At 35.5% G+C, this 24848-nt stretch carries 22 protein-coding genes; 9 read left to right on the top strand and 13 right to left on the bottom strand.

Going from position 1 to position 24848, the window contains the following annotated elements; translation table 11 throughout:
• Positions 1-6 precede the first annotated feature (6 nt).
• Positions 7-2220, top strand: a complete 2214-nt coding sequence (locus EKM03_RS13275) for a TonB-dependent receptor (RefSeq protein ID WP_126740572.1) — start codon at positions 7-9, stop codon at positions 2218-2220.
• A 143-nt stretch (positions 2221-2363) separates the two neighbouring features.
• Positions 2364-2951: a glutathione peroxidase gene (locus EKM03_RS13270; RefSeq protein ID WP_126740571.1), complete on the top strand. Its 588-nt coding sequence runs from the start codon at positions 2364-2366 to the stop codon at positions 2949-2951.
• Positions 2952-3139: 188 nt separating this feature from the next.
• On the opposite strand, the gene EKM03_RS13265 is transcribed toward EKM03_RS13270, so the two are convergent.
• Complete coding sequence (locus tag EKM03_RS13265; protein WP_126454522.1) at positions 3140-4090, bottom strand: tRNA-dihydrouridine synthase; 951 nt, start codon at positions 4088-4090, stop codon at positions 3140-3142.
• A 111-nt stretch (positions 4091-4201) separates the two neighbouring features.
• On the bottom strand, positions 4202-4699 hold the full coding sequence (locus EKM03_RS13260) for a GNAT family N-acetyltransferase (RefSeq protein WP_126562007.1): 498 nt from the start codon (positions 4697-4699) through the stop codon (positions 4202-4204).
• A gap of 94 nt (positions 4700-4793) precedes the next feature.
• On the opposite strand from EKM03_RS13260, the gene menD reads away from it, so the two are divergent.
• A complete protein-coding gene (gene menD, locus EKM03_RS13255; RefSeq protein WP_126562008.1) occupies positions 4794-6455 on the top strand; it encodes a 2-succinyl-5-enolpyruvyl-6-hydroxy-3-cyclohexene-1-carboxylic-acid synthase in 1662 nt (553 codons plus the stop codon).
• Between the two features lie 182 nt (positions 6456-6637).
• Here the strand turns inward: menD and EKM03_RS13250 are convergent, their stop codons facing one another.
• From EKM03_RS13250 to cysM, 3 genes are all read right to left on the bottom strand, one after another.
• Entirely contained in the window at positions 6638-7990 is a 1353-nt protein-coding gene (locus EKM03_RS13250; protein ID WP_126562009.1) for a M28 family metallopeptidase, read from the bottom strand.
• Positions 7991-8054: 64 nt separating this feature from the next.
• The gene (locus EKM03_RS13245; protein WP_199741566.1) at positions 8055-8750 is read right to left on the bottom strand and encodes an SGNH/GDSL hydrolase family protein; all 696 of its coding nucleotides are present in this window, start codon (positions 8748-8750) and stop codon (positions 8055-8057) included.
• A gap of 122 nt (positions 8751-8872) precedes the next feature.
• Positions 8873-9760 carry a cysteine synthase CysM gene (gene cysM / locus EKM03_RS13240; RefSeq protein ID WP_126740570.1) on the bottom strand — a complete coding sequence of 296 codons (888 nt, stop codon included), beginning with the start codon at positions 9758-9760 and terminating at the stop codon, positions 8873-8875.
• A 444-nt stretch (positions 9761-10204) separates the two neighbouring features.
• On the opposite strand from cysM, the gene EKM03_RS13235 reads away from it, so the two are divergent.
• The gene (locus EKM03_RS13235) at positions 10205-10903 is read left to right on the top strand and encodes a DUF1003 domain-containing protein (RefSeq protein WP_126462232.1); all 699 of its coding nucleotides are present in this window, start codon (positions 10205-10207) and stop codon (positions 10901-10903) included.
• Between the two features lie 35 nt (positions 10904-10938).
• Here the strand turns inward: EKM03_RS13235 and EKM03_RS13230 are convergent, their stop codons facing one another.
• Positions 10939-11217, bottom strand: coding sequence for a DUF2752 domain-containing protein (locus EKM03_RS13230; RefSeq protein ID WP_126462229.1), 279 nt, complete (start codon positions 11215-11217; stop codon positions 10939-10941).
• A 102-nt stretch (positions 11218-11319) separates the two neighbouring features.
• Here EKM03_RS13230 and EKM03_RS13225 point away from each other — a divergent pair, with 102 nt between their 5' ends.
• Together EKM03_RS13225 and EKM03_RS13220 are read left to right on the top strand one after the other, a co-directional pair.
• Positions 11320-11505 (top strand): hypothetical protein, encoded by a 186-nt coding sequence (locus EKM03_RS13225; RefSeq protein ID WP_126462226.1) that lies wholly within the window; start codon positions 11320-11322, stop codon positions 11503-11505.
• Positions 11495-12046, top strand: coding sequence for a Smr/MutS family protein (locus EKM03_RS13220; RefSeq protein WP_126740569.1), 552 nt, complete (start codon positions 11495-11497; stop codon positions 12044-12046). Before EKM03_RS13225 ends, EKM03_RS13220 begins: the two co-directional genes overlap by 11 nt.
• Before the next feature lie 136 nt (positions 12047-12182).
• Here EKM03_RS13220 and EKM03_RS13215 read toward each other — a convergent pair whose 3' ends face one another.
• On the bottom strand, positions 12183-13127 hold the full coding sequence (locus EKM03_RS13215) for a hypothetical protein (RefSeq protein WP_126454504.1): 945 nt from the start codon (positions 13125-13127) through the stop codon (positions 12183-12185).
• 205 nt (positions 13128-13332) lie between these two features.
• On the opposite strand from EKM03_RS13215, the gene EKM03_RS13210 reads away from it, so the two are divergent.
• Both EKM03_RS13210 and EKM03_RS13205 read left to right on the top strand, forming a co-directional pair.
• Positions 13333-14253 (top strand): EamA family transporter, encoded by a 921-nt coding sequence (locus tag EKM03_RS13210; RefSeq protein WP_126740568.1) that lies wholly within the window; start codon positions 13333-13335, stop codon positions 14251-14253.
• Between the two features lie 16 nt (positions 14254-14269).
• Entirely contained in the window at positions 14270-15394 is a 1125-nt protein-coding gene (locus tag EKM03_RS13205) for a cysteine desulfurase family protein (RefSeq protein WP_126562011.1), read from the top strand.
• 237 nt (positions 15395-15631) lie between these two features.
• Here EKM03_RS13205 and EKM03_RS13200 read toward each other — a convergent pair whose 3' ends face one another.
• The 5 genes from EKM03_RS13200 to EKM03_RS13185 all read right to left on the bottom strand — a co-directional run bounded on the left by EKM03_RS13200 (position 15632) and on the right by EKM03_RS13185 (position 19666).
• Complete coding sequence (locus EKM03_RS13200; protein ID WP_126554268.1) at positions 15632-16084, bottom strand: endo-arabinase; 453 nt, start codon at positions 16082-16084, stop codon at positions 15632-15634.
• Between the two features lie 347 nt (positions 16085-16431).
• On the bottom strand, positions 16432-17307 hold the full coding sequence (locus EKM03_RS13195) for an HAEPLYID family protein (protein WP_126554270.1): 876 nt from the start codon (positions 17305-17307) through the stop codon (positions 16432-16434).
• 87 nt (positions 17308-17394) lie between these two features.
• Entirely contained in the window at positions 17395-17784 is a 390-nt protein-coding gene (locus tag EKM03_RS13190) for a hypothetical protein (RefSeq protein WP_126554272.1), read from the bottom strand.
• Between the two features lie 260 nt (positions 17785-18044).
• Positions 18045-18215: a hypothetical protein gene (locus tag EKM03_RS15120; protein ID WP_197037241.1), complete on the bottom strand. Its 171-nt coding sequence runs from the start codon at positions 18213-18215 to the stop codon at positions 18045-18047.
• Positions 18216-18238: 23 nt separating this feature from the next.
• Complete coding sequence (locus tag EKM03_RS13185) at positions 18239-19666, bottom strand: L-serine ammonia-lyase (protein ID WP_126462207.1); 1428 nt, start codon at positions 19664-19666, stop codon at positions 18239-18241.
• Between the two features lie 237 nt (positions 19667-19903).
• Between EKM03_RS13185 and EKM03_RS13180 the strand changes: the two genes are divergently transcribed.
• Positions 19904-22411: a M14 family zinc carboxypeptidase gene (locus EKM03_RS13180; RefSeq protein ID WP_126740567.1), complete on the top strand. Its 2508-nt coding sequence runs from the start codon at positions 19904-19906 to the stop codon at positions 22409-22411.
• A 69-nt stretch (positions 22412-22480) separates the two neighbouring features.
• Here EKM03_RS13180 and EKM03_RS13175 read toward each other — a convergent pair whose 3' ends face one another.
• Positions 22481-24775 carry a BamA/TamA family outer membrane protein gene (locus tag EKM03_RS13175; protein ID WP_126740566.1) on the bottom strand — a complete coding sequence of 765 codons (2295 nt, stop codon included), beginning with the start codon at positions 24773-24775 and terminating at the stop codon, positions 22481-22483.
• Positions 24776-24848: the final 73 nt, after the last annotated feature.

The following is a 24848-nucleotide window of genomic DNA, read 5'->3' as shown; positions in this document are numbered from 1 at the left end:
TTCATTATGAAAAATATTGTTTTAGTATTGATTTCCCTTTTTGGGCTGTCCTCTTACGCCCAAATCCAAAAAGGGAAAATTTTGGATCGTGATGGAAATCCAATTGAAAATGCCTATTTAGTCAATACAAATTCTGAAAGTCATGCCCACACTAATGAATTTGGATTGTTTAGTTTGGATAAAACGATTTTGGGAGATGTAATCAAAATAACTGCTTTAGGGTATAAAAAAACAAATTTCATCCTGAATTTTTCCGAGGAGGTAATTGTGATGGAAGACGATATTTTTAGATTGAATGAAATTGTTATCCAACCAAAACTTTCGGCGATGAATGTCATTTCAAAAATAGATTTAGAAACCACTCCTGTAAACTCGTCGCAGGAAATTCTTCGAAAAGTTCCGGGATTATTTATCGGACAACATGCTGGTGGGGGAAAAGCAGAGCAAATATTTTTAAGAGGTTTTGATATTGATCACGGCACAGATATTGCCATTTCAGTAGACGGAATGCCGGTTAATATGGTGTCTCACGCTCACGGTCAAGGCTATGCCGATTTGCATTTTGTAATTCCGGAAACAGTAGAAAAAATAGATTTTGGAAAAGGAACGTATTATGCCAACAAAGGGGATTTTGCTACGGCGGGATACGTTGCTTTCCAAACTAAAGACAAAATCGAAAAAAGCAGTATTGGTATCGAAGTCGGACAATTCAATACCCTAAGAACAGTTGGGCTTTTTAACCTTTTAGGGAATCAAAAAACACAAAGTGCTTATATTGCCACAGAGTATATCCTGACAGACGGTCCGTTTGAATCTCCCCAAAATTTTAACCGAATCAATATATTAGGTAAATATTCGGCTATTTTGAAAGATAACAGCAAGTTTTCAATCTTGGCTTCTCGCTTTTCCAGCAAATGGGATGCTTCAGGCCAAATTCCGCAACGGCTGATTGATGATGGAACGATTTCAAGATTTGGCTCTGTTGACGATACTGAAGGTGGAAATACATCCCGAACGAACTTCAATGCCAGTTTGAGTAAACCTATTGATGAAAATACATTTCTGAAAGCAAATGCTTTTTATTCAAAATATGATTTTGAATTGTATTCTAACTTTACTTTTTTCCTAAATGACCCCATCAATGGGGACCAGATTAAACAGAAGGAAAACAGGGATATTTATGGAATGAATGCTGAGTTGAACAAGAAAACGAAATGGAATGATACCGATGTTTTGTTCCAATTTGGAGCTGGTTTCCGTACGGATGCCACAACTGATACGGAACTTTCGCATACGTCGAATAGAAGAACCGTTCTTGAAAATATACAATTAGGAGATATTGATGAGTCTAATTTGTTTACGTATTTGAACTCTGAGTTTACTTTTGGAAAACTGATAATTAATCCGGCCATTCGATTGGATTATTTCAAATTCAATTATCAGGATAAATTGATGGAAAATTATAAAACAGCATCCGAATCGAAAGTAAAGTTTTCTCCAAAACTGAATTTTATTTATTCACAAAATAACAATTTGCAGTTTTTTATAAAATCAGGAATGGGTTTCCATTCGAATGATGCCCGTGTGGTGGTTCAAAACAATGGGAAACAAATACTACCAACTGCAATAGGAACGGATATAGGGACCATTTTTAAACCATTTCCAAAATTGATTGTCAATGCCACTTTTTGGCATTTGTACTTAGAACAAGAATTTGTTTATGTGGGAGATGCTGGAATTGTTGAACCAAGCGGACAATCAAGACGCATGGGTGCTGAACTAGGATTGCGGTATCAATTGAACGATTGGTTGTATTTTGATACGGATGCTAATTATACTTATGCCAGAAGTATTGATGAGCCCAAAGGGCAGGATTACATTCCGTTAGCACCGGATTTTACCACAACTGGCGGATTAAGTTTCCAAAAAGTGAATGGTTTTTCGGGAGGAATTCGGTATCGGTATCTAAAAAATCGCCCGGCAAATGAAGATAATTCGATTGTTGCCAAAGGCTATTTTATATCCGATTTGAATGTTAACTATCAATATAAGAATATGAATTTTGGAATTTCAGTAGAAAATATTTTTGATACTGAATGGAACGAAACCCAGTTTGCCACTGAATCCAGATTACAAAATGAACCACAAAGTGTCGAAGAAATTCATTTAACTCCAGGAACGCCTTTCTTCATGAAAGGAAAAATAACGTATACTTTTTAAATACCACAGTAAGATTTGTTGTTTATTTGTTTGGGAGTCTAGCATTTTCATGATGTTAGGCTCCTTATTTTTTTAACTGTTGTTTAACAAAAAATTACTTTGACAAAACAAATATTTATCTAATTTTATAAAAAATTTCAATTATGAAAAATAGTGTATTTATAGCTACTTGCGCTTTACTGTTATTTAGTTGCCAAAATCAGGCACAACCTAAAAAATCTGAAATAAATATGAACACAGCTCCAATTGCAAAAGAAACCATTTATCAGTTTAAAGTAGAAGATTTATCAGGAAACAGTTTTGATTTTGCTTCTTTGAAAGGAAAAAAAATCATGATTGTGAATACGGCGTCAAAATGTGGACTGACACCTCAATACAAAGATCTTGAAGCTACATATAAAGAATACAAAGACAAAGGATTAGTGATTGTAGGTTTTCCTGCTAATAATTTTGCGTCACAAGAGCCAGGAACCAATGATGAAATTGCTACTTTTTGTCAAATGAATTACGGTGTTACGTTTCCTATGATGGACAAAGTTTCTGTAAAAGGAGAGGATATGGCTGCTATTTATCAGTTTTTGACTCAAAAATCTAAAAACGGATTACAAGATTCCACTGTAGAATGGAATTTTCAAAAATACCTAATCAATGAAAAAGGTGAATTAGAAAAAGTGATCGCTCCACGAACATTAGTAACGGATCCGGAAGTATTGAATTGGATTAAAACATAATTTTATGTAACTAATTTGCTAATTATTATGTAAATAATCAAAAGAGATTTTCAGTCAAATGAAAATCTCTTTTTTTTGCTGTTTATAGTATTAATGTAGCTTCGATTAAATTTAACTATCAAGAAATTAAGTTACATTAAGAATCAGAGCTTAGTTTTTCTTAATTTCTTAATCGTTTATTTTTTTCCTTAGAATTTTTCATTTTTGAAAATTTCGGCTACAGCTGCTTCGTAATTCCGAATACTCTGTGCTTTTTTTATTTTCTTTAAAACTTTGTGCGGATTTGAAAACGTAGCTGAAAAGTATTCCCATAAATGGTACATTTTTAGTAAAATATGGGTTGATCCAGAAAGGGATTCGCTATAAATAGCATACAAAGTATCGTGAAACGCACTGAATAATTCCATTTTGTTTGCAGGATATTCTGAAGTATTGTTTTTTATCATACTTGGTAAAAAAGGATCTGATATTAATCCTCGGCCAATCATCCAATGGTCAATGGTTGGGAAGCGTTGCTGCATTTCATGAAATTTAGCCACGGAGGTTATGTCGCCATTGTAATATAATTTATGCTTGGTGTTGTCAACACAATGCTGGAATGCATCTAGATTTACGCCACCTTTGTACAATTGCTTGCCAATACGCGCATGAATCGCTATGTTCTTGATTGGATAGGTATCTAAAATAGGTAAAACATCCAGTATTTCTTCACTGTTTTCATACCCCAAACGCATTTTCATAGAGACAATAATATCCGATTCAGTATGCGCTCTGTGAAGGATAGTATTTATTTTATCGGGATTGCTGATCAAGCCGGAACCCATACCAGACTTAGTAACCATAGGATACGGGCAGCCTAAATTCCAGTTTAATTCTTTATATCCCAATTCTTGAACGTACTTGGCCACAAATAAAAATTCATCGGCATCGTTTGTTATCACTTGCGGAATAACTTCTAAATCAAGATTATTTTCAGGAAGCAGGTCTCGTTCATACGAAGGTTTTATTACCATCTTTCCGTGCAATCGAATATAAGGCGAGTAAAATGTATCAATTCCTCCAAAAAGTTTGTTTTGGGCATTTCTAAAACGAAAGTCAGTAAATCCCTGTAAAGGCGAGGAGAGTAAGGTGTAGTCCATGAAATTTTTAGTTGTGCAAATATACTATAAAGTGGCAAGTCTTAAAGGTATAAATTTTTTAAAGCCTAACATGTTTAATAAATAAACTATTATATGCTGGTACAAATTCAATTATTCTAAAATCAATTGCATAAAAACGGAACTCAACCAACGATCAAATTTATAGCCGGATTCTTTAATAACGCCAACGGTTTCAAACCCATATTTTTTATGAAAAGCGATACTGCCCTTATTTTCGGCGTCAATAACGCCAATCATTGTATGGTATTTTTGTTTTTTTGCCAATTGAATTAGTTCAGCCAGTAATAATTTCCCAACGCCTTTTCCTAAAAACTCCTCCGCAACATAAACAGAATGTTCTACCGTAAAACGATATCCTATTTTATGACGAAAAGTTCCGTAAGTAGCGTACCCAATTGTTCCATTTTCAGTTTCAGCAACAATAACAGGTAAGTCATTAGTTATTTTGTCTTCAAACCACAATTTATGGGTTTCAAAATCACGGGGCTCATAATCATAAATCGAAGTACTGTGCAGTATTTGGTGATTGATGATCTCCAATATTGTATCTAAATCGGTAAAAACTGCCGGTCTTATTTTGATTTCCATAAAGAATATATTTTGCTTCAAATTTAAGAAAACTATTTAAGATTAGAGAAAAACCTTCACATCTTTGTATCTTTGTTTTTTTCAAACTAAAACAATGATTTACCCTAAAATACCTTTGGCACAAAGCATTATTGAAATCTGTTTGGCCAAAGGAATTACTACCATAATTATTTCTCCAGGTTCTCGTAATGCCCCGCTCACAATTGGTTTTGTAAACAATCCCGCTTTTCAATGTTACAGTATTGCTGACGAGCGTTCGGCTGCTTTTTTTGCATTGGGAATAGCACAACAAACCAAGCAACCAGCGGCTTTAGTGTGTACTTCCGGTTCGGCTTTATTGAATTATTATCCGGCTTTTGCGGAAGCATATTACAGCCAGATTCCTATGATTGTGATTTCGGCAGACAGGCCCCAAAGCAAGATTGATATTGGTGACGGCCAAACGATTCGGCAAGAAAATGTATTCGAAAACCATTCGCTATACAATGCTAATTTACTTGAGAATGTTTCGGTGGCAAATGATTTAAAAATCAATGCGGCGATCAATGCGGCCATCACTCAAAAAGGCCCCGTTCACATCAATGCGCCTTTTGAAGAACCATTGTATGAAACCGTTTCGGAACTTTCAATCGAAGTGAATAGTATCGCTTCCGCAAAAGTGACTCAGACGATTTCCATAGAAGACGTTTCGGAATTTGCAACAATTTGGAACAACTCCACTAAAAAAATGATTTTGGTTGGTGTGAATACCCCAAATGCTATCAATACAAAAATAATTGAGGCTTTCGCCAAAGACGCTTCGATTGTAGTTTTGACCGAAACGACTTCTAACCTGCATCACGATACTTTCATCAATACTATAGACACGATAATAACGCCTTTTACGAATGCCGATTTTGAAAATTTTAGTCCGGAAATTTTAGTCACTTTTGGAGGAATGGTCGTTTCAAAACGAATCAAGGCTTTTTTAAGAAAACACAAACCAAAACACCATTGGCATATTGATTCTTTAAGAGCTTACGACACGTTTGGCGCTTTGACCAAACATTTTGAAGCAGACCCAAATGTTTTTTTTGATACTTTCTTGCCACTTACAAAAGCAACAGAAAGTAATTATTTTCAGCAATTAGACGCAGTTAAAGTGCTGCGAAAGCTAAAAAGTGATATTTATTTAAACAAAATTCCTTTTTCAGATTTTAAAGTTTTCGAAAAAGTGATGCAGTGTTTACCAACGAACAGTCAATTGCAAATCAGTAATAGTTCAGCAATTCGGTATGCGCAATTAGTAGCTGTTGATCCTTCAATTGAAGTATATTGCAATCGCGGTACCAGCGGAATCGATGGCAGTACTTCTACGGCTATTGGTGCGGCTGTTGCCAATGAAAAACAAACGGTTTTTATAACAGGTGATATAGGGTTTTTGTATGACAGCAATGCATTATGGAACAATTACATTCCAAAAAATTTCAAGATTATATTGATTAATAACGGTGGAGGAGGAATATTTAGGATTTTACCCGGACACAAAGAAACACCGGTTTTTAATACCTTCTTTGAAACTTCACATTGTTTAACTGCGGAACATTTGGCTAAAATGTATGGTTTTGAATACTGTATTGCCAGTGATGAGGCGAGTTTAGCAATAAGTTTGACTGCTTTGTATGCTCAAAATGAAAAACCAAGTATTTTGGAAATTTTCACACCAACCTTGAAAAACGACAGTATTTTACTGCAATATTTTAAAGAGTTGATTTAATTATTTTCGGATCATTGATATTTACCATTTATACTTAATTTATAAATGGGAAACATAAAAAAAAAACGTTTGCATAAGCAAACGCTTTTTTATTTATTGTTGTGTTGAACCATCAAGTAAGATTCATTAATAAAAACGTGTCTATAAAAAATTACTTTAATTGTTTAAAACCTTCTAGTGTTTTAACGAATTGGCAAAGGGAAAACCGGTAAACTGGAATGTCCTAATGCATCAACTGCTTGAACAGCAAAGAAAAAATTGTCTTTAGAATATGGGATTTCAGCTTTAGTATCTTGTACAAAAATTGTTTTTTCCCAATGTTGGGATGCCGTTTCTCTAATAAGAATGTTGTATCCATAAACCGATTTCCCTTCAGGTGCGGTCCAAACTAAAGTAGAAAAATTAGTCAAATCCTTTACTTCAATTCCTACGTTTGTTGGTGCTTTTGGAGACCAAGCCAAATTACTGAACGTAGCCAAGTTAGAACAGGTTACTTTCTTCATGTATTCAAAGTCCATAAATTCTGCAAGATCGCCGTACTGGATGTTGTTTTCTTTTCGAACATCTTGATGTTGGTGGTCGTAGTTTTCGTTCATTTCACAAAAACGAACAGCTGTAAATCCATTTTGACTGAAAGGAGTATGATCCCCACCACGTAAGAAACGGTCGTTGCGATACACTAAATTAATATCCAGTTGCTCCACATATTGATTGGTAACCGTTTTGATGTATCGCGCTAGTTGTCTGGATGGACTGTCATTATCACGATTGGTCGATTTACGCATTTTTGACTCGGCTTCTGTCTCTAAGAATGGAATTGTTTCACTGAAAACGCGCACTTTAGTATTGTCTCGTAATAAAGTACCGCTGGATAAACTGTTTCCAATCATATCATTGTTGATCATGGCAATAACATTCCATTTTCCCTCTTTGGCAACATCCGCTAAATGCTTAGCTCCGTATAATCCTTGTTCTTCACCAACTACAGCCACAAAAATCAGTGTAAAAGGGAATTCTCTTTGGCTCATTATACGGGCCAGTTCCATCATGGCGGCTACTCCGGAAGCGTCGTCATTAGCACCTGGCGCATCAATTTTAGCATCCATGACATCCGAAGCACGAGAATCTAAATGGCCGCTTATAATTAATACACGATCGTCCGTAGGATCAGTTCCTTTTAAGGTTGCCATGACATTACCCAATTGGCTGTCGGTGGCAATACGTCTTCCATCTGCTTTGATGGTGAAAAAGTCAATAACCGAAGTTAGTCTGCCGCCAGAAGCCAAAGCATATTTATCAAATTCCGATTTAACCCAGCGTTGCGCTGCGCCAATACCGCGAGTGTTACTTTTTGTGTCGCTTAGGGTATGTCTGGTTCCAAAAGACACTAGTTTTCGGACCGTAGCTTCCACATTTTCCGATTGTACCTCAGCCACCATTTTTTTTATTTCGGGATCATCGACGGTGGTTTGTGCGTAATTGGCATGAGTAATGAATAATAGTAGGAACAAACAGAGAATTGAGGTTGATTTCATCTAATTTTTTTTAGTTTTCTCAAAGTTAGGGAAAAGGAAAAGATTTTAGGCACAAAATTGTGCTTTAGTGTTTCATTGCTAGAACTTGCGCAATCGCTTTTTCAGCCAGAGGCGCCATTACCTGATAGCCCAATTTATTAGGATGTACTCCATCACCGGAATAGGCAGCTTTTAATCCGTTGCTCTCATCGACCATAGCTGAAAAATAATCCAGGTAGATAATTCCATTCGCATCAGCATATTTCTTTAGTAATTGATTAAGCTCCATAACCTTTTCAGCCGGATTTTGATTGGGTTTCCAAGGAAAATCAAAAGCGGGTAATACGGAACACAAAATAATTTTGATCTGGTTTGCTTGTGCCAATTCAACCATCGAAATAATATTGTTTTCAATCCTATCTAATGTTGTGGGGCCTGTATTTCCGGCAATATCATTGATTCCTGCTAAAATGAGTACTGCGGCTGGCTGTAAAGCAATAACATCAGCTCTGAAACGGATGAGCATTTGCGGGGTTGTTTGACCGCTAATACCCCTATTTATATATGGTTTTCCTGAAAAGTATTCAGAATTGGTTGCACTCCAGAATTCGGTTATGGAATCACCCATAAAGACAATTCGTTGTTGTCCAGCTGCTGGTGGTTTCAGCGCAACATTCTGCTCTTGGTATTTGCTTAAATTTGGCCAGTCCTGCGCCTGTATTGTTTCTCTCATAACGATTGATAAAAATAAGATGCTGTAAATAAATTGGATGTTTTTCATTTGTAACCGGATTAGAAATTTTGAAAACAGTAAATAAGTGGTAGTGCAGTAAAACGCAACAACCTTCCATTCTTATCCGAAAGATAGAGAAAAGGAAGGTTGATTTTATAGTGTATTGGTATTTAATCAAATAAATCGGAAGACAAATACCGATCGCCTCGGTCGCAAATGATAGCGACAATCACACCGGACTCTATTGTATTTGCTATTTTTAGTGCTGCAGCCACGGAACCGCCACTACTCATTCCTGCAAAAATGCCTTCTTCAAGTGCCAAACGTTTGGTCATAGCACGTGCTTCCTGTTCCGAAATTTCAATGATGGTATCTACTTTTGAAGCATCAAAAATTCTAGGTAAATATTCTTGAGGCCATTTTCTGATTCCCGGAATCTGCGAACCGTCGCTGGGTTGCGCACCAATAATTTGAATTTCTGGATTCCGCTCTTTCAAATACGTTGACGTTCCTATAATTGTCCCTGTAGTTCCCATTGCTGATATGAAATGGGTTACCGTTCCTTCCGTATCATTCCATATTTCCGGACCTGTGGTTTTGTAATGTGCTTTCCAGTTGTCATCATTAGCAAACTGATTGAGCATTATGTATCCGCCTTCGGCTACCTTTTTATCAGCATAATCTCTGGAACCAATTATTCCGGTGTCAGCAGGCGTTAGAATGACCGTAGCTCCATAAGCACGCATAGTAAGCGTACGTTCTATAGTGGAATCTTCCGGGAGTATCAATTCGATTTCGATATTGAATAATTGGGCAATCATCGCCAAAGCAATTCCGGTATTGCCGCTGGTTGCCTCAATTAACTTGTCTCCTTTTTTGATTTCTCCTCTTTCTAATGCTGATTTGATCATGTTGTATGCCGCACGATCCTTTATGCTTCCGCCTGGATTATTTCCTTCGAGTTTCAGTAAAAGTTTTACCTTGTCATTTTGTATCAAATGGGCAGATTCAACTAAAGGTGTATTGCCTATTAAATCTAGTATTGTTTGAGATTTCATGCTATTGGGTGTGTTGTGTTTGATTTGTAATAATCCGAGTATTGACTAAATTTGATAAGTATTCGTTTATAAAAACTATTTTTAACAAGCTTATTTTAAAAATAGCAACAACAATAGCAGAAAGGAATATTTTTATAATTCAGTGGCATTTTCATGGTTTTTAAAACGAATGGTAAAGGTATTGAACAATTTTGGATTATTTGTTTTTAGTCAATAAAGCTATCTTGTTTATTGCTACATTTTTGTTAAATTTATCGCTTTTGAATGCAATTGAAATTTTTGTTATATCCGTTAATTGGAATTAATAAAAATTAAATCAATAGCTTTTTTTACAATTTTAAGATATAAACAGCTATTGCTAGACTGTTTATATTTTCAAGGTATACAAATTGATTATTAGTTTCGATAGAAGTGTTTTTTAAATTAGCCAATAAATAACTAGCTATGAAAAGTAATTCGACTTTTATAAGTGACATTTCTAAAAAGGTATTCCCAATAGCGGATAAAGTAGCTGCTAAGACCATACGGAACCCAATATTAGCACTTATTCAAAATGATTATCCTGATTTTGATGCCAATAAATTATTAGCAATAAGTGAACTTAATAGGTATCGGGAAAAATATATTTCGAATTATTTATTGGTCGAAATAGGGGAATTGTCTAATCTGGAGGCTAAAGTAATCGGTTCTTTAAGCGAAGATAAATCGCTGGTGAATACTGTAGAGGATGAAAATGGTGATCGAACCGTAGGGCAAAAAGTGGCAGACAAGGTCGCAGCTTTTGGCGGAAGCTGGAAATTTATCATTCTTTTTGGGGTGTTTATTTTATTGTGGATTTTGGCTAATATTTATATTCTGCTGAATAAAGGTTTTGATCCGTATCCATTTATTTTATTGAATTTAATTTTGTCCTGTTTGGCTGCACTTCAAGCACCGGTAATTATGATGAGCCAAAACCGTCAGGAAGAAAAAGATCGGGAAAGAGCTAAAAAAGATTATATGATTAATTTGAAATCAGAACTTGAAATCAGAATGCTTCATGAAAAACTGGATCATTTGATTATGCATCAGCAAGAAGAATTAATTGAAATTCAGAAAGTACAAATCGAAATGATGAATGATATCCTAGCCCGAATCAAATAATTGTTGTTGCTGTAAAGGGGATAAAAAGAAACTCATTAGTAGTGTTTAAAATAATACCCTGCAATCATAAAAACACCATTAAGGACAGCGGCGCCGATAATTATTTTTTTGTAGTTTCTGTTGGTGTCTATGAAATTCAAAGCCAGAATTCCCAGAAATAATAAGGTCGTGAAAATTGCCGGATACCTATCGAAGGCACCTCCAAAATCGCCTTGTAAAAGCAATAAAAATCCTCGCTGAAAACCACAGCCCAAACACTCTATTCCAAAGAGTGTTTTACTGAAACACGGGAGCATGTATTTTTCTATATTCAATTTTTTTTCTTTTTTACAAGTATACGTAAAAGTAAGAAATTTTATCAAGAGTAAATAGAGTAATTTTAAATTCAGTACTTTTGGAATCTGATATTTTAAAAGATGAAAAAATATATAATCCCCATAATGATTCTCGCCATCACAGTTGCTTTATACGAGCAGGTGAGTGCCGAAAAAAACGTGTACATCATGGTTGTTGCAATTGTAGTTTTTATGATTGGAATGATGCAGTTGAGTGCTAAAACTCCGAGTAAAAATCAAGAAAAAGAAGACGAAAATGTTCAATAAAGGAGATAAAGTTTCCGTGCTGGATGAAGCGATGAATGGGATAGTGTTGTCAGTCAAAGACCAGCAGGTTACGATAGAAACGGAGGATGGTTTTATGATGACGTTTATTGTCAATGAATTGCTTAAAATAAACGATTCCAGTAACTTAATGGATTCAATCAGAAGAATAAATGTAAGTGAAATTGCAAAAGAGAAAGAGATCCCAAAACCCCGTTGTTTTGTAAAAGAAAGGAAATCTAAACACGAAATTCCAGCTCCTGAATTTGATTTACACATTGAAAAACTGGTGCCTAATAAACGCGGAATGTCGAATTATGATATTCTGACGCTACAGACTGAAACAGCAAAACGCCATATTGAATTTGCGATTAAAAATCGCATTCCAAAGATTGTTTTTATACATGGAGTCGGGGAAGGAGTCTTGAAAGCAGAGCTGGATTTCTTATTGGGACGGTATGATAACATCGCTTTTCAAGAAGGTAATTATCAAAAATACGGTCAAGGAGCAACAGAAGTTTTCATTAAACAAAATGCCATGTAAGTTCATTTTTGGATTTTTAATTAAAAAAAAAGGGTCTAATTTAAGTAAATTTCAATGGAGAAATCATCTTAAATAAGACCATTTTTGTAGCCTTGAAAACAACTTTTTCTTATCTGAAATATAAGTTTTTTGGCCCCTAATTGGTAGTCAATAAATCTCCATAAATATAAGCATCACCTAGAATAAAATCACTGTTTCCTTTCTTCATTTTTACTTTTTTCAGCACTACAGTATGTCTAAAACCTGATCCATTTGTTGTAGTTGTTACTTCTATAATACCGCTGGTATTTGCTATTCCTGACACTCCAATCCATTCTTCACTAAATGTCGGAGTAGTAGGAAAAGTAGTATTACAAAAATAATTTCCTGTAACCAAGCCAGAGAACAAACGATACGTCAGTTTGTTTTCTGTGTCGCCTATCAATCCGGTTCTAGGAGTGTTCAGCGGTGTTACGGCATTCACGATTAAACTGGCATCAATATCCAGAATTAGCGCTTCACTGCTGTTGTAATCGTATAATTGTTTGGAAGTAGCACATTGTTCCAGTGTTTTATTAAAACTAAAAGGCAGCGGTATTGCTGCTATTTGATAGTCTCCAAAAAAGAATGTTTCGTACACTTGCGTTCCGTTTCCTTTATCAAAAGTGATGTTTTTGAACGTTATATTATGATTGTATCCTGTAATTTTAGTACTGTTATCATCTGGATTTAGGGGTTTTATTGCCGTTGTAGTTATTACAATTGTCCCGCCAGTTGCGGTCCATTGGCCTGTAACTGTAGGTGTTGCTGGAGGAATAGTTTCGCAAATTGTAGCATTTGTGACAGTTCCGTTATAAAAACGGTAAAAAACTCGATTTGTACCATTGATATCCAGTTCTTGCACACTTGTTTCTGTCGGAAAAACAACATTTTTTATTTCAAGAATTAACGCTTCGCTATCTTTTAATTTATAAATGATCCCATTTGTCGTGCAATTTTGTGTGGCTACATCTTCAAAAGTGATGGTTTCTTGAATTAAATCTCCATCATCACATCCGTTTAGGAGCAATGCAAAAACCAACAGGCTAACAATTCTTTTCATTTTATAAAATTTAAAACAAAAATAGAATTTTTAATTTATTCCAAATGCATAACCGCTTAAAAATAGATTATTTAACAGGATATTGTGTTTTAGCAACTAATCAATTAAGTGATAAAGTACCTGTTTTAATAGTTATAAAATTGAAAGATAGTGAGAATTTAAAGCCGATTGAAATCAGTATCTTTGTCTAAATTTAATACGATAGATGAGACTTAACAAATATTATTCGGCTGCTTTTTTAGCTTTTTTTGTTTGGGGTTTTTTTAGTTTTGCTTTAAAGCCTTTACACAATTATCCGTCGCTGGATATATTATTTTACCGAGTGTTTTTTAGTGCCATTACCATGGTGTTGATCAATGTTGTTTTCCGTAGAAATGTAATGCGTAAAAACTGGAATCACTTCAAGACGATACCTCCCAAACAACAGAAGAGTGTTGTTATGCTAACACTTGGCGGAGGTATATTTCTCTCCTCAAACTGGTTTGTTTACATTTATGTGATGAATCACGTAAGTGTAAATGCGGCTTCGTTGGCGTATTTAATTTGTCCAATTGTAACAACTGTTTTTGCCTTTTTCATGTTGAAAGAAACGCTGAGCAAATGGCAGTGGATTGCTGTTTTAATTAGTGTATTTAGTTGCGTTTTATTATCCTTTAATCATTTTCAGGATATATTCTACAGTCTTATTACGGCTGCTACTTATGCGCTGTATTTAGTGAGTCAACGTAAAAATAATGATTTAGATAAATTCCTCAGCCTGACGATTCAATTGATTTTTACGGCACTTGTACTGCTCCCTTTTTATCCAAAATACAGTGGAACAATTCCTGTAGAGCCTCTGTTTTACGGCTACATGTTCCTGATTGTGGTTTTTTTTACGATTATCCCTTTGTTTCTAAATCTCTATGCGCTCAAAGGAATCAACTCTTCCGCGGTGGGAATTATGATTTATATTAACCCGATTATTAATTTCTTGTTGGCTATATTTTATTATAACGAGCAGGTTAGCTCGCTTCAATTGTTTTCTTATTTGCTGATTTTGGTTTCAATTATTGTTTTTAATGAAAAACTGCTTTTTCCCCGAAAATTAAAACTCGTCCCTTCAGAAATACCAGTTTTAAAATAATTTTATAATTTAAAAAATGAAAAAAGTATATCTCGATAACGCTTCTACAACTGCTATTCGTCCCGAAGTAATCCAGGAAATGACTAAAGTATTAACGGAAGATTATGGAAATCCATCTTCAACGCACAGCTTAGGGCGTTCTGCAAAAAATGTTCTGGAGCTTTCCAGAAAGTCAATTGCCAAAAACCTGAATGCCACTGCGCAGGAAATAATTTTTACTTCCTGTGGTACCGAGGCCAATAACTGGATTCTTCGGTCAGCCGTTAAGGACTTGAAAGTGCAACGAATCATTACCAGTAAAATCGAGCATCATGCGGTTTTGTACACGGCTTTAGTTTTAGAAAAAGAGTATGGAATTCAGATTGATTATGTAGCAATAAAGTCAAATGGAGCAATTGATATTACTGATTTAGTGGAGTTATTATCACAGGATAAGAAAACATTAGTCAGTTTGATGCATGTGAATAATGAAATTGGAACTGTTTTAGATTTAGAACGAATAAGCCGTATTTGTCAAGAGCACAGTGCTTTGTTTCATTCGGATACCGTACAGTCCATAGGGAAAACCGGCATAGATTTGCAAAATTTATCTATAGATTTTATCGTGGCCAGTGCGCATAAATTTCATGGACCTAAAGGCGTTGGTTTTGCATTTATTCGAAAAAATTCAGGAATGCAACCCTTATTTTTTGGTGGCGAACAAGAGAAAGGATTGCGCGCCGGGACTGAGGCTCTACATCAAATTGCAGGAATGGCAAAAGCTCTGGAACTTTCATACACCAATTTAGAAACGGAACGAAAGCACATTTCTGAAGTACGGAGTTATTTAATTACCAAGCTTGAAATTGATTTTCCAGGTTTCGAAATTAATGGGAATAGCGATGGTTTTTACACGGTTTTAAATGTTTTACTGCCTTTTTCAGACGAAAAGACAGCGATGATTTTGTTTCATTTAGACATGAAAGGGATAGCAGTTTCCCGCGGTAGCGCCTGCCAGTCCGGGAGTATAAAACCGTCTCATGTATTAGCCGAAATGCTTTCGAATGACGATTTAAAGAAACCAAGTTTGCGCATTTCATTCAGCCATTATAATACTAAAGAAGATATCGATTTGCTTATTGCAGCTTTGAAAACGATATAAAAAATCTGCTGTAAAGTAGTTTCTTCAGTAGTATTAACGTATTTACCACCTAGTTTTGGATATTTATAATGAAATCGATGGATTTTCTGCATATTTTTCCATGATTAAGCGCGCTTTAAAAAAGCATAATGCAGATTCAGAACCTTGATTAATGTTGATGTATTTGTCTTTTGTGATTAATAGACAGTTGCCGAGTGTTAATTAAAAAAAAAGTGTAAGCTGCAGTTCAATTACAAGTTATTCACCTGTTTGTTTAGAAATATGAATGGATTGCCCCACTAATTTCCAGTGTCCATCAATTTTTTCTAATAACCGAATTTCATACGAGAACGTTTTTTTACCATCTTTGGCCGTTGACTCTTCGTTGTGGCTTACCCAGGCGTTGTCCTTATGAATACTCATTTTGTAATTTGTATTTACAGAATAGCCACCGTTACCCATTGCTTCCGGATTTGTATTAATCATAGCCGTAGGCGGAATGTCGAGTACGGTTCCGTCTCCAGTTGAAATTAATATTCGGCTGTAGGGCTGAATGTACCAGCAGTCCGTATGTCCCTTGCTGTCGCCAGCTCTCCATGTGGCAGACTCTTTTTCAAGTAGTTTTTTGATGCTCTCAGATTCATCATTATTTTGACTATAACCTATCAAATTTAGTGCTAGTATAAGATAAAAGGATATTGTCCATTTCATATCAGGCCTGTTTTTTAGAATATTATGTTTTTCGTTTTTATGGCGTAAAATCAGCTAAAAACATGTGCTTTCAAGAATTTTAAGGTTCTTTACGAACGTAAATATATAATTTAATCCTATGAAAACAAATAGGATTTCATTTTTGTGCGTTGTTGTATTAAGAGAGAGTTTTACAACAGCTGCAAAAAAAGACTCTTGACACTATCCCGCTAATTATCACTGATTAACCGGATTGTGTTTAAAAAAATCCGGCTAGTCTAGTGGTAATATTAATTAAAGAAAGGTCGCTTTATTTTAAGGTTTTAGTATCGGATCCTACTAACTTGCATCAAAAAAGCACTGTTTTTTTAATGCGACGAAGGTTCATAAATGAGTCGTAAAAAGGAGCTAAACCGCTGGTTTTCTCTATTTATAGGAATTCCGGTTACTATGCCTATTAGTAAATTATCTGTAATTTCTACTCTCATTTGAGGTCGGATTGTCATATCAAAATCAGCATTATTAATTTCTTTGTTAAACTCCAGTCCAATAAAATTTCGCGTTCCGGGGATCATGTAATGGATATTTGAATTAATCTGCCAGTTCGTCTGTGTTGTATTATCTGAAAAGTGGTGCGTAAATTGTGGCCCGGTGTATAAAAGGGTATGAAAATTTTGTCCCCAGCGTTTAGCAATCACCAAGAACGGATTATATCCATTTCCGGTTATCAAAGTACTATTGCTGTAGTTGTTAAAATTGGGTAATAGAAATTCGTGAATATAGCCAACAGCCATTGATATTTTCTTTTTTTCTGAAACAAAAAAGGTATATTGTGCCGCTAGTTTTATACTATTCAGGTTACTTCCCGGCGAATTTCCGTTGCCGGAAGTAGGGTAATAAATTGAAAAAGGCAATTCTACTTCAAGTCCTAATCGATCAATTGGAGCCCATTCATATTCTAGCAGTGCAGTATATTCATCATGAGTGATATTGTCTGTCAAACCGAGACCTAAATTCCATTCTTTTTCTCCTTTTCGGGCTCCCAAATCTCTAATGAGATCGATGTACAGAGGTTCAGCATGTAACACTTTTGGACGTTTTTTTTTGCCTTCAATTTCTTGAATGTAAAGACTGTCTTTGATCGTATTTTGTTGGTTTTTTTCTGTTTGTGCTTGAGAATGTGTACCCGTAAGTACCGTTAATAGCAGAGTAAATACCGCTGTTTTTAAATATTGAAGAGCCATTTTAATTTGTTTTATGTTTTAGTATACGAATTGCAACCCTAGTTTTCATGAGAAAATAAGGCAGGGATTAATGATCTAAATAACAAATTAAATGTCAGGGGGAGGCGTGTGTATTTCAAAATACGGGGTCGGAGGAATCGAATTTTGTTCAGCTAATTCCCCCTTTTTTAAATATAAATATTTTTTATAAAGACTAATTGCACTGTTTGGTACTACAAAAAAATCTATAAAAAAAGCACTTTTTGCAGCAAAATCTTGATTGGTATCATTATCATCGTATTCAGGTATGGCATTTTCGAATCCTAATATTTTTTCAACCACTATTTCAATAATGCTTTCCAGATCATTGTGGGTCAGATCCTCAGGTAAATAATTTGGTTGCGCATCCGGGGAATCAACAAAGCAGTTCAGCAGGTATAACGACATGAAACCCCAAAAATATCGAGTTAAAAGAGTATGTCGAATTTGTTTAATCATTTTGCATAATTACACTATTTTCTTGCTTAATAGTTGTAAATTTTCGTTAAAGTCGATTATAATTTAAGCGAGTCGCCATCTGCCAAGTGTTTAAAGGGTGCTTTTCTGGATTATTTTAAGTTTAAAAGAGAAAATATGGTACTAGTGAAATTTCCTTTGGTTGTAACCGTTTTACGGATCTGTTTGCAAGCAGTTTTTGTTTTTAATAATACGTTATTGGATTTTATTTCTAAATTTTTCTAAAATGATTAAAATATTCATCAATGCGTATCATCATTCCAGTCAGAATCTTCTTCAGTTGTTTTTTTGAAATCTTTATTCAAGAACTGTTTGTATTTCTTTTTGTCTTTTTGATTTTTTCTGATGAGAAATACTATCAAAGCAATTCCGAAGAAGAGTACAAGTCCAACTATTACCCAATTGATTTTCATTGTTTTTTTGTTTAATACGTAAATTAACAATCTGACATATTCACGGTGATGGCTAATCCGCCTTCGGAGGTTTCTTTGTACTTGTTGTTCATGTCTTTGGCGGTTTGCCACATCGTGTCCACGACTTTGTCTAAAGGGACTTTGGCATTTTTCGGATCGGTTTCCAGGGCTAACTCAGCGGCATTAATGGCTTTTATGGCACCCATAGTATTTCTTTCGATGCAGGGAATCTGAACCAAACCGCCAATAGGATCACAGGTCAACCCCAAGTGATGTTCCATGGCAATTTCGGCAGCCATTAAAACCTGTGCAGGAGTTCCGCCCATCAATTCGCATAAAGCGGCAGCAGCCATGGAAGATGAAACGCCTATTTCGGCCTGACAACCGCCCATTGCCGCAGAAATGGTAGAACCTTTCTTGAAAATACTGCCTACTTCACCGGCAACCATCAGGAATTGTTTGATTTCTTTTTCTCCTGCATTGTGGTTTTCAATCACTAAATAATACATTAAAACGGCCGGAATTACGCCTGCGCTTCCATTTGTTGGGGCTGTGACCACGCGTCCTAAAGCGGCATTTACTTCATTTACCGCAAGGGCAAAACAGGAAACCCATTTCAGGATTTGGCGGAATTTCACTTCTGTTTTTCTGATCTCCTCAAGCCAGGTTTGAGGGGAATTATAATTGGATAAACCAATTAGTTTTTGGTGCATGTCAAAAGCACGGCGACGCACGTTTAGTCCGCCGGGAAGAATCCCTTCGGAATGACAACCAATGTACATGCATTCGAGCATCGTGTGCCAAATGCGTATTAGTTCCTGATCGATAACTGCTTCGGAACGCATTGATTTTTCGTTTTCATAAATGATTTCCGATATCGATTTGTTTTCTTTTATGCAATAATCCAGTAGTTCTGCCGCTTTCTCAATTGGATATGGAAAAGCACATTTTATTTTAATTTTCTTTTTAGCGTTGATGCGTTCTTCTTTTACTACAAATCCGCCACCAATAGAATAAAAGGTAGAAACGTATTGACGATCATCAGTCATATAGGCTGTGAAAGTCATTCCATTGGCATGAAAGGGAAGGAAGTTTTTATTAAAAACGATATCTTGGAGGAAATAAAAAGCAATTGGCTTTTCGTTTCCTAAGTTGATTTTGTTTTTTGATTCAATGGATTTGATAATTGCATCAATATTTTCTATGGGAATGTATTCTGGATCTTGTCCGCTCAAACCCAGCATTACGGCTAAATCCGTGGCGTGTCCTTTACCGGTTAAGGAAAGGGAACCGTATAAATCTATTTTCACCCTGTTGACCGCATGAAGTAAATTTTCGTTTCGCAATTCACTAAGAAAGCGTTCGGCAGCTCTCCAAGGCCCAAGTGTGTGTGAACTCGAAGGTCCAACACCAATTTTTAGCATATCAAAAACGGAGATACATTCTTCCATGTTAAGTGTGAATTTTTGTTACCTGCAAATATAATAGAATGTAGCAAGGATACGAATTGAAAATAGAATAATATTGTTTTTTTAATAATTAATATTGCTGTATTGTTAGTATTCTTCAAAAAAAAGGATTTAGCAAAACTAATACTTTGTTAAAATCAATATTTCTTTAATCCAAAATTTAGCTTGTGCAATACTTTGTAAATGGCTATTTTTGAAGCTTAACTAACCCAAAACAATATGAAAAAGATTATTTTTTCTTTTTATCTACTGCTAACTTTGGTGCTGAGTGTTCATTCGCAAGTGCAAAGTCCTTCTGAATTTATACCCAATTACGGAAAACAAATAACCTATTACCATCAGACTGAAAATTATTTTAAGCATCTTACGGAAAAGTCTACTTTTATCAAACACCAGAAATATGGTGTAACGCCGGAACAAAGGGATTTGAATGTATACTTTATATCGAGCCCGGAGAATTTGGCTAATTTGGAACAAATTAGGAATAACAATTTGGCAGCCATTGGTTTATCCGAAAATAAATCACAAATGATTGGCGATAAATTAATTGTTTGGTTGAGTTTTAATGTGCACGGAAATGAATTTGCCGGAACCGAAAGTGCTATGACCGTGGCGTACGAATTAGTAAATCCTTCGAATGCCGATACTAAAAAGTGGTTAGAGAATACCATTGTAATACTGGATCCATGCATCAATCCCGATGGATATTCCAGATACGGAAATTGGTTAAGAGAAATTTCAGGTAAAAAAACGCATCCGGAATTGTCAGACAGAGAGCACATGGAAGTGTGGCCGGGCGGTAGATACAACCATTATATATTTGATTTAAACAGAGACTGGGCGTGGCAAACACAACCGGAAACCCAACAGCGTATTGCGTTGTACAACCAATGGATGCCACAAGTTCATACAGATGTGCATGAAATGGGATACGATTCTCCGTATTTTTTTCCACCCTCAGCGGAACCTTTGCACGAATATATTGAGAAATACCAGAAAGATTTTCACTACACTTTAGGTAAAAATATTTCTAAAAAATTTGATGCTCAAAACTGGATGTATAACACCGGTGAACGTTTTGATTTGTTTTATCCAAGTTATGGGGATACGTATCCTACATACAATGGCGCGGTTGGTATGACGATGGAACAAGGTGGAATAGGTGCGGGGAGAGCCGTTACTATGGGCAACGGAATCACCTTGACGATACAAGACCGATTGACACATCACGCTACGGCAGTCCTGACGGTGGTAGAATCAGCCGCCGCACAAGCGGATGTTTTGCTGAAAGGTTTCAGAGGTTTTATGAATAATTCCCGAAAAACAGTGAAGGGAAATTATAAAATGTATGTGATGAAAAATAATCCGAAGTTGGTTCAAATGGCGGATTTGTTGAAAAAAAATAATGTAGAATTCAGTTACGCTGATGCCAGTCAAAAAGTATCCGGATTCAATTACAATACAAAAACAGATAAAGGTTTTACTATTGAACCCAATGATTTAATTGTAAAAGTAGATCAACAAAAAGCTGTTTTAGCACAAGTGCTTTTTGAACCGGACCAAAAGTTGAATGACAGTTTATCGTATGATATTACCTCTTGGGCTTTGCCCTTGGCGTACGGTGTTGAAGGCTATGCGTTAAAAAATAGTCTGGACATAAAGACTAAAGCAACTATTGAAGTGAAAGAAAAGATCGTTCCTAAAAATGCTTATGCGTTTCATATTCCTTGGAATAACAGAATTTCAGCCCAGGTGTTGTCTTTGTTGCACCAAAATAATATCAAAGTGAGGTCTGCGATGAAAAAAGCCATTTTTGGAGATGTGATTGTAGAGCCGGGTGGACTGTTAGTGACCAAAGCGGATAATCCCAAAGTGGTTGATTTTGAAAAAACGATTAGTGAACTCGTAAAAATAAAAACCGATTATAATTACATACTTACAGGTTTTTCGTCTAATTCTAAAGATGTAGGCGGCGAAAATTTTAATTTATTGAAAGCGCCTAAAGTAGTTTTATTATCCGGAAAAGGGGTGGGCTCTACAGAGTTTGGTGCCGCTTGGTATTATATGCAAGAAACTATTGCATATCCGGTGAGTGTGGTTGAAGTAAATAATTTCAATAGATTTAATCTTTTTAACTACAACACACTGATTTTAGCAGACGGATATTATGATTTTTCAGATGACCAACAAAAGAAAATTGGCGAATGGATTAAAAACGGTGGAAAAGTGATTGCAATGAATAGTGCGCTTACCCTTTTTGAAGCAAAAGAAGGATATGCATTAAGTCCTTTTGCAACTGAAGAAGACAAATTAAGCTCTGAGAAAGCCGCTGAAGAAGAGGAACTAAAAGAACGCTTCTTAGATTTTCAGGATTCAGAACGCAGGTATATTTCTAAATCGATTCCCGGAGCCATAATTGAAAACCTATTGAATAAAACACATCCCATGTCTTTTGGTTTAGGCGATACATATTTCAGTCTAAAAACGGATGACAGACATTATTCACTATTGAAAAAAGCCATAAATGTTGCTTATGTTCCTAAAGATTATAAGAGTTATGGTTTTGTAGGTAATGAAATCAAAAAGAAACTGAACAATACCGTGAGCTTTGCAGTTGATAAAAAAGGCGATGGATCTGTAATTTATATGATAGATAATCCATTATTCAGAGGTTTTTGGGAAAATGGAAATCTATTGTTCAGCAATGCATTGTTCTTAGTCAATTAAAGAGTGTACAAGATAGGTTACATAAAAAGAGCACGAGGTATCGAGCTCTTTTTTTGTTTCATTGTTTTTCTAAAAAGGATAACCAATTGCGAGATTGAAAACTAAATTTTCTTTTCTCCAGGCACTATTTCCCAGACTGATTTGATCTAAAACCCAGCGATCTCCATTTGGTAAATACGGTTTGCGTAACGGGAAAGCAAGATCTGTTCTCAGAATCAGAAAAGAGAAATCAAAGCGTAATCCGGCTCCAACTCCAACGGCCAGTTCATTCAGGAATTTTTTGGAAAATTTTGCTCCCGGTTTATCCGGATTTTCATTCAGTAACCAAATATTTCCGGCATCTAGAAACAAAGCTCCTTTTACCAGTCCATATATTTTAGTTCGGTATTCGGTATTAAACTCTAGTTTTAAATCACCGGATTGATCCGCTAAAAAAGTGCCGGTGTTAGCTGCAGCTCCATCAAAACTTCCAGGTCCCAAGGAACGGGCTCTAAAGGCTCGCAAACTATTGGTCCCACCAATGAAAAACTGCTTGATAAAAGGCATTTCATTTGAATTTCCATACGTAAATCCGGCTCCTGCAATGATTCTGCTGGCTAATTGAGACTCTTTTCCTAATTTCAAATAATGTCTGAAATCTTGCTCTATTTTGATAAATTGACTAAACGGAACATCAAATAATTTGATAGTATCTCCTTTTCGAATATTTGCTCCTGAAACTAATCCTGCTATATTTCCCACCAGATCAAGGCTAGCTTTGTAGTAAAAAGTGTTTTTCTTTCTTGTTTGCAAAGTATTAGTGTACGTATAGGAATAGGATGGTCCAAATAGTAATTGCTTCTCAACCACTTTCTCCAGAGAAGGGTTGTTTGCAATTTGTTCATGGTACAAATTAGTTATGTTTTGCGGACTGGCGTATGTGATTTCGGTAACATTTAAAAGGTGTTCTTTTCTTTCGTTTTCTTTCCATAAATAGCCAAAAGAACCTTTGAATGTTTGTAGGGAATATAAATTGGTTCTGTTTTGAAATTCATATCCCAATGTTGCTTTTGTCTTTGGAACAAAACCACTTGACGGGTTTAGCTTAAAAGGGGATACAAATCGGGGCCAAATTAAATTAGCTTCGGTACCAACTCTGTACACATTGAAACCATTATTTTGTCCGGAAACTTGCACTTCTACACCCCCAAAAGCTGAGATTGTTAATAATTCAGCACCCCGGAACGCATTGCGATTGCTCCAGTTTAAATTGAGTTCGGTTCCGGTGTAATTAGCAGAATTTGTTTTGGCCAATAATTCCATCCGAAGCGATTTTTTAGGCAATGGCGTCAGGTAATAATAGGCATCTAAATAATTTCCGAGTGTATCAGAAACCTTAAACTGATTTTTTACAAATTTGAAAGTACCTAGGTTTACCAATCGGTTCAATGATAAATTATGGTCGCTACGGTTGTATAGATCCCCTTTTTTAAAATATAAAGCCCGATCAAAAATCCTGGGTTTGAATAAATTTTCTGGATCTATAATGGTTAAATCATTATATTTTGTAATGGTATCGATACTGATTTTTAAACTGTCAGAACTAATAGAATAGTTTGGATATACGATGATTTTATTAATTTTGTACGGAGTTTCGGCCAGTTTCGGAGTTTCCTCTTTTATCTTTACAATAAGATCGACCTGATGATCTGCAACTGTCGAGTCTACTTGTACTTTTAAATAATCAGGATTAAAATAAAAGAATCCTTTTTCTTTTAGCCTGGAATCGATTCTGATTCTTTCTTCTTTGATGGTATTTAGGCTGTATCCTTCTTCTTTTTTTAACAAACTTCTAAGTCTGGTATTGCGAACAGCACTCGAAATCACTGCGGAGTCTACAGGGAATTTGACGGCTCTGATTTTGTATTGTTTTGCGGGTTTTACAAGATATTCTGCAGTTGCTTTTTTTCCGTGTCGTGTTGAATCAGCCGCTGTTTTTGTATTGAAATAGCCATTGTTTTCTGTGAAATTTTGTAAAACGTTTTTGTTGTATTCTAAGTCTACCTGACTGTATAAAACAGGGGCTTCGCCTACTTTAGTTTTTAACCAGTAGCGCCATCCTTTTTCTTTCTTTGGCGTCCCAGCCAAGTTATAAATGTATAGCTTAGGCCTCAATCCTAAAATCGAGGAATTGGGTTTTGGTCTTACCACTTCTCCAAGAGCGGTTTTTAATGCTTTGTTTTCTTTTTTAGAGGTTTCTTTTCCTTCTACGGTTACTTTAGCACCGGTATACAGCAGCTCTCCTTCTGGCAAAAAGCGAGTGTTGCTGCACGATGAAGCCAACATTGAAAAGAAAATAAAAGATACTAAATGGTTATTATTCATTAATTTTATTATTTATTAAAAAAAATTAAACCACTAAGAGATTAGGTTTTTATTAAGGAAAATCAATTGGTCT

The organism is Flavobacterium sp. GSP6 (genome assembly GCF_003984855.1).
Classification (GTDB): Bacteria; Bacteroidota; Bacteroidia; order Flavobacteriales; family Flavobacteriaceae; genus Flavobacterium.
This window is presented reverse-complemented; position numbering and strand designations above follow the sequence as displayed.